Annotated in this window: 11 protein-coding genes; 7 read left to right on the top strand and 4 right to left on the bottom strand. The window is 68.0% G+C overall.

Translation table 11 applies throughout. From position 1 onward, the window contains the following. Positions 1-45: 45 nt before the first annotated feature. Both rho and trxA read right to left on the bottom strand, forming a co-directional pair. Positions 46-1,713, bottom strand: a complete 1,668-nt coding sequence (gene rho / locus FOF45_RS05850) for a transcription termination factor Rho (protein WP_158983045.1) — start codon at positions 1,711-1,713, stop codon at positions 46-48. A 269-nt stretch (positions 1,714-1,982) separates the two neighbouring features. Continuing rightward, positions 1,983-2,309: a thioredoxin TrxA gene (gene trxA / locus FOF45_RS05845; RefSeq protein WP_158983044.1), complete on the bottom strand. Its 327-nt coding sequence runs from the start codon at positions 2,307-2,309 to the stop codon at positions 1,983-1,985. A 267-nt stretch (positions 2,310-2,576) separates the two neighbouring features. Between trxA and rhlB the strand changes: the two genes are divergently transcribed. The 7 genes from rhlB to FOF45_RS05810 all read left to right on the top strand — a co-directional run bounded on the left by rhlB (position 2,577) and on the right by FOF45_RS05810 (position 9,307). Beyond that, positions 2,577-4,289, top strand: coding sequence for an ATP-dependent RNA helicase RhlB (gene rhlB, locus FOF45_RS05840; protein WP_158987258.1), 1,713 nt, complete (start codon positions 2,577-2,579; stop codon positions 4,287-4,289). Between the two features lie 138 nt (positions 4,290-4,427). Beyond that, entirely contained in the window at positions 4,428-5,114 is a 687-nt protein-coding gene (gene ftsE / locus FOF45_RS05835; protein ID WP_158983043.1) for a cell division ATP-binding protein FtsE, read from the top strand. After that, complete coding sequence (gene ftsX / locus FOF45_RS05830) at positions 5,111-6,064, top strand: permease-like cell division protein FtsX (RefSeq protein ID WP_158983042.1); 954 nt, start codon at positions 5,111-5,113, stop codon at positions 6,062-6,064. Before ftsE ends, ftsX begins: the two co-directional genes overlap by 4 nt. Further along, a complete protein-coding gene (locus FOF45_RS05825; protein WP_158983041.1) occupies positions 6,061-6,900 on the top strand; it encodes a response regulator in 840 nt (279 codons plus the stop codon). The genes ftsX and FOF45_RS05825 overlap by 4 nt, the downstream gene beginning before the upstream one ends. Continuing rightward, positions 6,897-7,616: a uracil-DNA glycosylase gene (ung, locus tag FOF45_RS05820; protein WP_158983040.1), complete on the top strand. Its 720-nt coding sequence runs from the start codon at positions 6,897-6,899 to the stop codon at positions 7,614-7,616. Before FOF45_RS05825 ends, ung begins: the two co-directional genes overlap by 4 nt. Before the next feature lie 226 nt (positions 7,617-7,842). Next, positions 7,843-8,718: an RNA polymerase sigma factor RpoH gene (gene rpoH / locus FOF45_RS05815; RefSeq protein ID WP_158983039.1), complete on the top strand. Its 876-nt coding sequence runs from the start codon at positions 7,843-7,845 to the stop codon at positions 8,716-8,718. Between the two features lie 181 nt (positions 8,719-8,899). After that, entirely contained in the window at positions 8,900-9,307 is a 408-nt protein-coding gene (locus FOF45_RS05810) for a hypothetical protein (protein ID WP_158983038.1), read from the top strand. Between the two features lie 36 nt (positions 9,308-9,343). Here FOF45_RS05810 and FOF45_RS05805 read toward each other — a convergent pair whose 3' ends face one another. Beyond that, entirely contained in the window at positions 9,344-10,603 is a 1,260-nt protein-coding gene (locus FOF45_RS05805) for an NAD(P)/FAD-dependent oxidoreductase (protein WP_158983037.1), read from the bottom strand. Continuing rightward, positions 10,600-11,955 (bottom strand): MFS transporter, encoded by a 1,356-nt coding sequence (locus tag FOF45_RS05800; protein ID WP_158983036.1) that lies wholly within the window; start codon positions 11,953-11,955, stop codon positions 10,600-10,602. The genes FOF45_RS05805 and FOF45_RS05800 overlap by 4 nt, the downstream gene beginning before the upstream one ends. Positions 11,956-12,061 lie beyond the last annotated feature (106 nt).

The raw sequence follows: 12,061 nt of genomic DNA, 5'->3' as shown, positions 1-12,061 counted from the left end.
CCCCGCAGTGCGGGGCGTTTTTCGTTGCTGCCAGTCGAACGAAACTCAGCGCTTCATCGAGCTGAAGAACTCGTCGTTGGACTTGGTCGTCTTCATCTTGTCCAGCAGGAACTCCATCGCGCCGATCTCGTCCATGCCGTGCAGCAGCTTGCGCAGGATCCAGATCTTCTGCAGCAGTTCCGGCTCGATCAGCAGGTCTTCGCGACGCGTACCCGAGCGGTTGATGTTGATGGCCGGGTAGACGCGCTTCTCGGCGATGCGGCGGTCCAGGTGCACTTCCGAGTTGCCGGTGCCCTTGAACTCTTCGTAGATCACCTCGTCCATCTTGCTGCCGGTGTCGATCAGCGCGGTGGCGATGATGGTCAGCGAACCGCCTTCCTCGACGTTGCGCGCGGCACCGAAGAAACGCTTCGGACGATGCAGGGCGTTGGCGTCGACACCACCGGTCAGGACCTTGCCCGACGACGGCACGACGTTGTTGTACGCGCGGGCCAGGCGGGTGATGGAGTCGAGCAGGATGACGACGTCCTTCTTGTGCTCGACCAGGCGCTTGGCGCGCTCGATCACCATTTCGGCGACCTGCACGTGGCGGCCGGCGGGCTCGTCGAAGGTGGAGGAGACCACTTCGCCGCGCACGGTGCGCTGCATTTCGGTCACTTCTTCCGGTCGTTCGTCGACCAGCAGCACGATCAGGTGCACGTCCGGATGGTTGGACGTGATGGCCGTGGCCACCTGCTGCATCATCATCGTCTTGCCGGCCTTCGGCGGCGAGACGATCAGCGCGCGCTGGCCTTTGCCCTGCGGCGCCATCAGGTCGAGGATGCGGCCCGTGATGTCTTCGGTCGAGCCGTCGCCGCGTTCCAGGCGGAACTTGCGGCGCGGGAACAGCGGGGTGAGGTTCTCGAACAGGACCTTGTTCTTGCTCGCTTCCAGCGGCTCGCCGTTGATCGTGTCGACCACGGCCAGGGCGAAGTAGCGCTCACCGTCCTTCGGCCAGCGGATGCGGCCGGACAGGTGGTCGCCGGTACGCAGGTTGAAGCGGCGGATCTGGCTGGGCGAGATGTAGACGTCGTCCGGGCCGGCCAGGTAGCTGGCCTCGGCGGCGCGCAGGAAGCCGAAGCCGTCCGGCAGGATCTCCAGCACGCCGTCGGCGGCCACGCCTTCGCCGTGGCGGGTCAGCACCTTCAGGACCGCGAAGATGACGTCCTGCTTGCGGGCGCGGGCGACGCCTTCCTGGATCTGCAGCTGGTCGGCGACGTCGAGCAGCTTCGGCGTGGGCATGCGCTTGAGGTCGCCCAGCGAGTACAGCGGGAAGCCTTCCGGCACCTGCGGGTGCGGGCGGGCGATGAACTGCTCGCCGTTACCGCCGTCGTCCTGCATGCCGCCGCTCTGGTCGCGGTAGCGCTCGCGCTGACGGTCGCGGCGGTTGCGGAAACGGTCGCGTCGGTTGCCGCGGCCATCGGGATTGTCGCGGTTCTCGCGCGACGCCTGGCCGCCACCCTCGCCACCCTGGGCGGAGGCGCCGTCGGCGCGGGGTTCGGAAGCGGCCGGTTCGCCGGCCGGGGCCGGCGCGGGCGCGGGCGCAGTGGCCTCGGCGCGGGGCGCGTTGTCGGTGGCGACGGCGGCCGGCGCGTTGTCGGCGGCCTTGCTGACGCGCGGCTTGCGCACGCGCTTCTCGGCGGTGTCGCCAGCGTCTGGGGTGTTATCGGACAAGCAGGGAATCCTCGCTAAGCGGCGAGCGCTCGCATGCGGCGAGCGGAACGTCAGGGACGGGTTTCAAGAGGGGGTGCGGCCCAGGACGGGTCTTTCGACGGCATGTCGCAGACGGTCAAGGAAGCCGGGTGGGATGAAACTAGCACTGCCTTTGCGCGCCGGCAAGCGGCCGGACATGGGGCGTTCACGTGGCCGGGGCGGCCCCGCGGGGCCGGCGCCCGCAGGGCGGGCGCGGCCGATGGACCGGCGAGGCGCCGGATCCGGAGGCGTCAGAGCGCCTTGGCGATCATCTGGCTGATCTGCGCCTTGCCGACGGCGCCGATCTGGGTGGCCTGGACCTGGCCGTCCTTGAACAGCAGCAGCATCGGGATCGAGCGCACGTGGTACTTCATGGCCGTCGCCCGGTTATGGTCGACGTTGACCTTGGCGATCTTGGCCTTGCCCTCGAATTCCTTGGCGAGCTCGTCCAGGGCCGGGGCGATCATCTTGCACGGGCCACACCATTCGGCCCAGAAATCGACCAGCACGGGTTCGGACGACTGCAGCACGGAGGCGTCGAAATCGGCATCGCCGACGTGCAAAATTTTCTCGCTCACGGGGATCTCCTGCGGATTTGGATCGCGGGCCGGGCGGAGGCCGCCCCCGCCCGACGGGGTTCTGGCCCGGCCCCGGCGTTGCCGGATCGGGCGTTACGGTAAACTGGGGCGTTTCGGGGCGACTTCAAGTCCGCCCGACACCCTGACCGGGCCGGCGAACGACCGGACCGGCCCCGGCAGTCTGCGATGGCGGACGCCACCCACGCAAGCGCGCCAACGCAACATTGCATGCCGCAACTGTACGGCGCGCGCGGACGACTCCAGCAGATGAGCGACAAGCCCCTAACCGACGTTTCCTTTTCTTCCTTCGACCTGCATCCGAGCCTGTTGGCGGGCCTCGAAGCCGCCGGATTCACGCGCTGCACGCCAATCCAGGCGCTGACGCTGCCGATCGCATTGCAGGGCCGCGATGTCGCGGGCCAGGCGCAGACCGGCACCGGCAAGACGCTGGCGTTCCTGGTCGCGGTGATGAACCGCCTCCTCACGCGCCCGGCGCTCGCCGAGCGCAAACCGGAAGACCCGCGCGCGCTGATCCTGGCGCCGACCCGCGAACTCGCGATCCAGATCCACAAGGACGCGGTGAAGTTCGGCTCCGACCTGGGCCTGAAGTTCGCGCTGGTCTACGGCGGCGTCGACTACGACAAACAGCGCGAGCTGCTGCAGAAGGGTGCGGACGTCATCATCGCCACGCCCGGCCGCCTGATCGACTACGTCAAGCAGCACAAGGTCGTGTCGCTGCACGCCTGCGAGATCTGCGTGCTCGACGAAGCCGACCGCATGTTCGACCTGGGCTTCATCAAGGACATCCGTTTCCTGCTTCGGCGCATGCCGATCCGCACCGAGCGGCAGACCCTGCTGTTCTCGGCCACGCTCAGCCACCGCGTGCTGGAGCTGGCCTATGAGCACATGAACGAGCCGGAAAAGGTGGTCGTCGAGACCGAGTTCATCACCGCCGCCAAGGTCCGCCAGAAGGTCTACTTCCCGGCCGACGACGAGAAGATCCCGCTGCTGCTGGGCCTGCTCTCGCGCAGCGAGGGCGCGCGCACGATGGTGTTCGTCAACACCAAGGCCTTCGTCGAGCGCGTCGCGCGCGCGCTGGAGAAGGGCGGCTACCGCGTCGGCGTGCTCTCCGGCGACGTGCCGCAGAAGAAGCGCGAGACGCTGCTGAACAAGTTCCAGAAGGGCCAGCTCGAGATCCTCGTCGCCACCGACGTGGCCGCGCGCGGCCTGCACATCGACGGCGTTAGCCACGTCTACAACTACGACCTGCCGTTCGACGCGGAGGATTACGTCCACCGCATCGGCCGCACCGCGCGCCTCGGAGCCGAGGGCGACGCGATCAGCTTCGCCTGCGAGCGCTATGCGATGTCGCTGCCGGACATCGAGTCCTACATCGAGCAGAAGCTGCCGGTGGCGACGGTCGAAGCCGATCTGCTGGTCGCGCTGCCGCGCGCGCCGCGCGAAGTGCCGGAAGGTGCCGAGGGTGAGCAGGAGAGCATCGGCGCGATCTTCAAGGAAGCGCGCGAGCAGCGCGCCGCCGACGAGGAGCGTCGCGGCGGTGGTCGCGGTCGCAGCAGTGGTGGTCGTTCCGGTGGTGGTCGCGGCGAAGGTCGTGGCGAGCGTCGCGACGGTCGTCGCAGCGAAGGCGGTCGCGATGGCGCGCCGCGCGGCGAACGCAAGCCGCGCCCGCAGCCGCAGGCGGCCGATGCCGTCGCCACTGCACCGACGCCTGCGCCTGCGCCGATCGCGGGCCTGGAGACCGATACCGATCGCGCGCCACGCAAGCGCCGTCGCCGTCGTGGCGGTCGCCGCATCGAAGGTGCGCCCGAGGCCGCGTCCGCCGCGTCCACGCCGCGCAACCCGACCCAGGTGCACGCCCAGAAGCCGGCCAAGGCCGATGGCGACAAGCTCGGCCTGCTGCATCGCATCGGCCGCGGCCTGAAGTCGCTGATCTCGCGTTCGCCGCGCAGCCAGCACTGATCCCGCACCGCGTCGGCGCGGGATTGCGCGCGCCGACGGTCGGACCGCATCGCGGAATGTGCGCGACAGCGGTTTTCGCCCTAGCCTTCCTTGCCCGCGCCGCCGATACTTGGCGGCACGTGTGAGCAACGGTGAGCGATGAGCGTCCTGCGCTTCGACAATGTCAGCAAGCGGTACGGCGGCGGCCACGACGCGCTGAGCGAAGTCAGCTTCGAAGTCGCGCAGGGCGAAATGCTGTTCGTCACCGGGCATTCGGGCGCCGGCAAGAGCACCCTGCTCCGACTCATCCACCTGTCCGAACGCCCGAGCCGTGGCACGGTGCTGTTCGGTTCGCAGAACCTGCTGAAGGTGCGCGGACGCCGTATCGCGCTGCACCGGCGCGAAGTCGGCATCGTCTTCCAGGATCACCGCCTGCTTGCCGACCGCAGCGTCTCCGACAACGTCGCGCTGCCGCTGATCCTGCGCGGCATGCGCCGCGGCGACATCGGCAAGCGCGTGCGCAGCGTGCTCGACAAGGTCGGCCTGGGCGCGCGCGCCAATGCGCTGCCGTCGCAGCTATCGGCCGGCGAACAGCAGCGCGTGGGCATCGCCCGCGCCATCGTCGGCGAGCCGCGCCTGCTGGTCGCGGACGAACCGACCGGCAACCTCGATCCGACCCTGTCGGCGGAGATCATGGCGTTGTTCGAATCGCTGCCCGAGCGCGGCACCAGCGTGCTCGTCGCCAGCCATGACCTCGCACTGGTCAGGCGCATGAAGAAGCGCGTGCTGGTGCTCAACCAGGGGCGGCTCGTCGACGACATCTCGCCGGAGGACCTGGCCCAATGAGCGCGCAGACGCAGGGCGCGTCCACCGCGCCAGCCCGCTCGCGCTCGCGGCTGGGTACCTGGTTCGACCACCACGTCTACAGTCTGGTGGCGAGCGTCGGCCGCATGCTGCGCAAGCCTTGGGCCACCGCGCTGACCATCGGCGTGATGGCGGTGGCGATCGCGCTCCCGCTGGGATTGTGGGCGGCACTGGGCAACGTCGAGCGCTTCACCGGAACGGTGCAGGAGTCGCGCCAGATCAGCCTGTTCCTGAAGACCGATGTCGCCGTCGCCCGCGCCCGCGCGCTGACCGAAGAATTGCGTGGCCGTTCCGACGTGGCCGCGATCGAGCTGCGCACGCCGGAGCAGGGCATGGAAGAACTGCGTCGCAGCAGCGGGCTGGGCGATGCGATTTCCGCCGTCGACGGCAATCCGCTGCCGAGCCTGCTGATCGTGTCGCCGAAGGGCGATGAAACGCTGCTGGCCGATTCGCTGAGCCACCTGCCCGAAGTCGACGTCGTCCAGCACGACGCCGCATGGCGCCAGCGCCTGGACAGCTGGCTGCGGTTCGGCATCCGCCTGGCGTGGGTGCTCGGCGTGCTGCTCGGCCTCGGTGCGCTGCTCGTGGTGGGCAACACCGTGCGCCTGGACATCCAGTCGCGACGCGAGGAAATCACCGTGCTGCAGCAGCTTGGCGCCACCGACGGTTTCATCCGCCGGCCGTTCCTCTACCTGGGCGCGAGCTACGGTGTTGTCGCAGGCGCGCTGGCATTGGCGCTGTTGACCGCTGCCGAACACGCGCTGCGCGCGCCGCTGCACGATCTCGCCCGCAGCTACGGCAGCCAGTTTTCGCTGCAGGGTTTCGACCTGCCGTACGCGGTGGCGATCACGGTCGCGTCGGGCCTGCTCGGCTGGCTCGGCGCGGGCTTCGTCACCGGCCATCATCTGCGACAGAATCGACCGACCGCATGAGCCAGGATCTCCGCCATCTCGCCAGCAACGCGCCGCGGATCATGGTCGTGGACGGCTCCAAGCTGGTGCGCAAGCTGATCGGCGACGTGCTCAAGCGCGAGCTGTCCGACGCCGTGGTCGTGCCGTGCGCCGATATCGCCGAGGCGCGCAATGCGCTCGCCAGCGGCGCGGTCGACCTGGTGACCACCTCGCTGGTGCTGCCCGACGGCGACGGCATCGCGCTTGCGCGCGCGGTGCGTGAATCCGCGGGGCAGGCCTACGTGCCGATCATCGTCGTCTCCGGCGATGCGCAGTCGCACCTGGAATCGCGCCGCTTCACGGAGGACGTCACCGACTACTTCGACAAGGCGCTCGGCCACACCGCGCTGGCCGCGTTCATCCGCGGCTACGTGCAGCCGCAGCCGATCCCCGGCGCCCGCGTGCTGTACGTGGAGGACAGCAAGGTCGTCGCGCTGGCGACCAAGCGCATGCTCGAACGCCACGGCCTCACCGTGCTGCATTTCGTCGGCGTGGAAGAAGCGCTGGAGTACCTGGAGACGCATCGCGGCCAGGACGATGTCGGTTGCGACCTCGTGCTCACCGACGTTTATCTGAAGGGCGCGCTCAGCGGCAACGACCTGCTCGCGCGCCTGCGCGAGGATTTCAACTACGGCAAGCGTCGCCTGCCGGTGCTGGTGATGACCGGCGACGGCAATGCCGACAACCAGAGTGCGCTGCTGCGCGCGGGCGCGAACGATCTGGTGCTCAAGCCGATCGAGGAGCGCCTGCTGGTCACCAAGACCCTGTTCCAGCTGCGGCTGGCACGGCTGGCGGAGCCGGCGACGCTGGACGCATGAACGACGCGGCGGCCAGTCCGGAGCGCATCCGCCTCGAAGCGTCCTGGAAGGAAAAGGTCGGCGACTACCTGCAACGACCCGACATGCAGTCGCTGTCGACGTTCCTGCGCGACCGCAAGGCTGCCGGCGCGCGCATCTATCCGCCCGGGCAGAACATCTTTGCCGCGTTCGACGCGACGCCGTTCGATGACGTAAAGGTCGTGGTGCTCGGCCAGGACCCGTACCACGGGCCCGGGCAGGCGCATGGGCTGTGCTTCTCGGTGCTGCCCGGCGTGCCGGTGCCGCCGTCGCTGGACAACATCTTCAAGGAGATCCAGCGCGACCTCGGCATTCCGCGTCCCGATCACGGCTGCCTGCTGCCGTGGGCGCGTCGTGGTGTCTTGCTGCTCAACGCGGTGCTCACCGTCGAAGAAGGCCGCGCCGGCGCACATCAGGGCAAGGGCTGGGAAGGCTTCACTGATCACGTCGTCGAAACCCTCAACCGCGAACGCGACGGTCTGGTGTTTCTGCTCTGGGGCAGCTACGCGCAGGCCAAGGGCAAGGTGATCGATCCGCGTCGGCACCGGGTGCTGAAGGCGCCGCATCCTTCGCCGTTGTCGGCGCACCGCGGCTTTCTGGGCTGCGGGCATTTCTCTGCGACCAACGAGTACCTCGCTCGTCACGGGCAGCCGCCGATCGACTGGTCGCTGCCCGCCCGGGCTTCGCTGCAGGCCTGAACGGGGCCCCTGAACTTTCGGCCCATGAGCCGGTCTATGAAGGGCCGCCACAATCCTGGCGGCATTTGCGATGGTCGCCCGCCCAGGGCTGCCCAAGTGGTTGATTCGTAAAGATTCAGTCGCAGGCGGCGGTATTTCCCGGGCACCGGCCTTTGTCCCATCCATGAAACACTGAGGCCCTTTCGACCTTTAGCAGACCACCATTTCGACTGCTAATATGCTGCCCATGACCCAGAACAGCCGCAATCTCCCCCTGGTTCCGAACAACCTTCCGGTCCCGAGCGCGCTCGGTTCGCTGGATGCCTACGTCAATGCCGTGCACCGCATCCCGGTGCTGACGGCCGAGGACGAACAGGCCCTGGCGCGTCGCTTCCGCGACGGCGAAGACCTCGACGCCGCGCGTGAGCTGGTCCATTCGCACCTGCGCTTCGTCGTCCACGTGGCTCGTGGCTACAACGGCTACGGCCTGCAGATGGGCGACCTGATCCAGGAAGGCAACATCGGCCTGATGAAGGCGGTCAAGCGCTTCGATCCCGAACAGGGCGTGCGCCTGGTGTCCTTCGCCGTGCACTGGATCCGTGCGGAGATGCACGAGTTCATCCTGAAGAACTGGCGCATCGTGAAGGTCGCCACGACCAAGGCGCAGCGCAAGCTGTTCTTCAACCTGCGCAAGTCCAAGACCCGTCTGGGCTGGATGAACGCCGAGGAAGTCAGCGCCGTCGCCCGCGACCTCAACGTCTCCGAGCGCGAAGTGCTTGAGATGGAATCGCGCCTGTCGGGCCGAGACATCGGTTTCGATGCACCGGATGCCGACGACGACAACGCGCCGCCGTCGCCGGCCGCGTACCTGCGCGCCGATGCCGAGGATCCGTCGCAGGCGTACGAGCGTGAGGACGAGGAAGACAGCCACCTGGCGCTGCTGCGCGAAGGTCTGTCCGGTCTCGACCAGCGTTCGCGCGACATCATCAAGCGTCGCTGGCTCGATGCCGACAGCAAGGTCACGCTGCAGGAACTGGCCGATGAGTACGGCGTCAGCGCCGAACGCATTCGCCAGGTCGAAGCCAACGCACTGAAGAAGATGCGCGCGCTGTTCGCGGCGTAATCCAGCGCATCCGCACGACTCACGAAACGGCCCGGATTTCCGGGCCGTTTTCGTTTGGGACTCCCGACAACGCGGTCGAGTTCACATCGTCTTCATCGCGCGCCCCGGAACGTGCGCGGGCCCTCCGCCACCGCGCGGTGCGGTGACAGGGAAGGGTGAACCCAACGCAAGGAGACTCAGGATGAGTGCGAAGCTTCTGATGGCGGCTTTGGTGCTGTGCGGTTCGATGCTGGGGACGTATGCGCCCGCGGCGAAGGCGGGAGACGTGAGCAATGCGACGCTCGCGTGCTACGTGGACACGTCGGCGTTCGACCAGCTGACGTCCGGTTTCTGTTCCAGCGGCTGGCGTCCGGGCCAGCCCAATCCGACGACGGCGCACTTCGAGGTGATCGGCCTCGCGCCGGGCAGCTACACCTTCCAGTGGTCGGTCACGGGCTGCGGCGCGACCGCGTCGTGGTGCAACCGTTCCATCCGCAAAGACACCAGCGGCGGGCAGCCGGTCACCGTTACCGTGACGATCCAGGACGTCGCCACCGGCGCGACCAAGACCGTCACCGCGACGGCCGAGTACATCGACATCTGGACCTGATGCATCCGACGGCAGCCGCGCTCGCGGCTGCCGTCTTCATCGATCGAGCGGGCCGAAGATGATCCGCGCGTGCCGCTGGTAACTCCAGTACGCCCAGGCCCAGTTGATCAGCACGATGATGCGGTTGCGGAAGCCGATCAGGAAGAACACGTGCGCGGCGAGCCAGAACCACCACGCGATGAGTCCCGACAAGCGGAATCCGTGCACGTCCACGACCGCGGCCATGCGCCCGATGGTGGCCAGGTTGCCGTAGTCCCGATAACGGAACGCAGGTGCGGGATTGCCGGCGAGCCGCGCCGCGATCGCCGTCGCGACATGCGCGCCCATCTGCTTGGCCGCCGGGGCGACACCGGGCACCGGCTTGCCGTCCTGCTGCACGCTGGCCAGATCGCCGGCGACGAAGATCTCCGGATGGCCGGGCACGCTCAGGTCCGGCGATACCGCGACGCGTCCCGCACGATCGCGCGGCGCATCGAGCAACGCGCCCAGTGGCGACGCAGCCACGCCCGCTGCCCACAACACCGTGCGCGCGGGAACGAAGATGTCGCCGAGCGTGTAGCCACGTTCGTCGATCGCGCCGACCGGCGTGCCGGCGACGACCTCCACACCGAGACGTTCCAGTTGCTGCTTCGCCTTCTCCGAAAGCGACTCGGGGAATGACGAAAGCACGCGCGGGCCGGCTTCGAGCAGGCGCACTTTCGCGTGCGAGGGATCGATGTTGCGGAACTCGCGCTTCAGCGTGTGGCGCGCGATCTCCGCCAACGTCCCGGCCAGCTCGACACCGGTCGGGCCGCCGCCGACGACCGCGAAACTCAGCCATGCCGCGCGCTCAGCGGGATCGTCGCAGGCTTCCGCACGCTCGAATGCGAGCAGCAGCCGGCGCCGGATCGCGAGCGCATCGTCGAGCGTCTTCAGGCCCGGCGCGTCGGCGCTCCATTCGTCGTGGCCGAAGTATGCGTGCGTCGCGCCGCTGGCGATCAGCAGATAGTCGTACGCAATCGCGTCGCCGTCGGCGAGCGTCACCGCGCGCGCCTGCTTGTCCAGGCCGACCACTTCACCAAGCCGCACTTCGACGTTGCGCTGGTTGCGCAGGATGTGGCGCAGTGGTGCGGCGATGTCGGGCGCGGACAATCCTGCGGTGGCGACCTGGTACAGCAGCGGCTGGAACAGGTGGTGGTTGCGGCGGTCGATGAGCGTGATGCGCACCGCGCGCCCGGCGAGCGCGCGCGTGGCCCACAGCCCGCCGAATCCGCCGCCGACGATGACCACGTGCGGGCGTGCGTCGTGCGAACTCATGCGATGGGTGTCCGGTCCGGAAGGGTGATGTCGGCGTCGCGGTCGTCGGCGATGTCGTGATCGCGGTCGATGCGCGAGTGGTGCTTGGTGTCGCGCATGAACACGTACACCAGCAGCGACACACCGACGCAGGCGGTGACGTACAGGTAGAAGTCGGACTCGCGTCCGATCTGCTTGAACCACAGCGCGACGTACTCGGCCGTCCCACCGAACAGCGACACGGTCATTGCGTATGGAAGGCCGACGCCAAGCGCGCGGATATGCGCGGGGAACAGTTCCGCCTTCACCACAGCGTTGATCGAGGTGTAACCGCTGACGATCAGCAACCCCGCCATCACCCATGCGAACGCGCTGCCCACGGTGGATGCGGAGGCCAGCCCGCTGAGAATGGAGTACGTGAACGCCGTGCCGAGCACGCCGAAGGCGATCAGGATTGGACGCCGTCCCGTGCGATCGGACAGCGCGCCGACCAGCGGTTGCAGCAGCATGAACACCAGCAGCGAAGCCGCGGACACCAGCGTCGCATCGGCCTTGCTGAAGCCGCCGGTGTTGACCAGGAACTTCTGCGGATACGTGGTGAAGGTATAGAACGACAGCGTGCCGCCCATCGTCAGGCCGATCACCGTCAGCACTTCGCGCGGGTGTTGCAACAGCACGCGCAGGCTGCCGCGCTGCTGGCGCTCACGCGTACGCGCCACCGCGAAGGATTCGGTTTCCTCCATGCCACGGCGCAGGTACAGCGCGGTAACCGCGCACAGAGCGCCGACCACGAACGGAATGCGCCAGCCCCAATCGTGCAGCTGCTCCTCGGTGAGCAGTGCGCGCTGCAGCAGCACCAGCAGCGCCAGCGCGAGCAGCTGGCCCATCACCAGCGTTACGTACTGGAAGCTCGACCAGAAGCCGCGACGCCGCGAGTCGGCCATCTCGCTCAGATACGTCGCGGAGGTGCCGTACTCGCCACCGACGCTCAGTCCCTGCAGCAAGCGCGCGAACACCAACAGCGCGGGCGCGGCCAGGCCGATGCGCTCGTAACCCGGAGCCAGCGCGATCATCAGCGAGCCGGCGCACATCAGCAGTACCGACGCCATCAGCGCGGCCTTGCGTCCGTGGCGGTCGGCGTAAAGGCCCATCAGCCAGCCGCCGACCGGGCGCATGAGGAATCCGACCGCGAACACCGCCGCCGTGTCGAGCAGCTGCGCGGTCGAATCGCCCTTGGGAAAGAAGTGCGGTGCGAAGTAGATGGCGAACGCCGAATACGCGTACCAGTCGTACCACTCCACCAGGTTGCCGACCGAACCGCTGAAGATGCTGCGCAGGCGGCGGGCGGGTGTCATCGGAACGGTGGCATCCATGCGCACCAGTTTGCCTGAAGCAGCGCGTCGTCGCAGTCGACGATCACCTGCAAAAACGAAAAAGCCCGGCCGGAGCCAGGCTTTCGATGCGGACTGCGACCGGGCT

Origin of the sequence: Lysobacter panacisoli (assembly GCF_009765165.1) — a bacterium.
GTDB classification, from domain to species: domain Bacteria; phylum Pseudomonadota; class Gammaproteobacteria; order Xanthomonadales; family Xanthomonadaceae; genus Lysobacter_J; species Lysobacter_J panacisoli.
The sequence above is the reverse complement of the archived record's forward strand: the minus strand, read 5'-3'. Positions and strand labels throughout refer to the sequence as shown.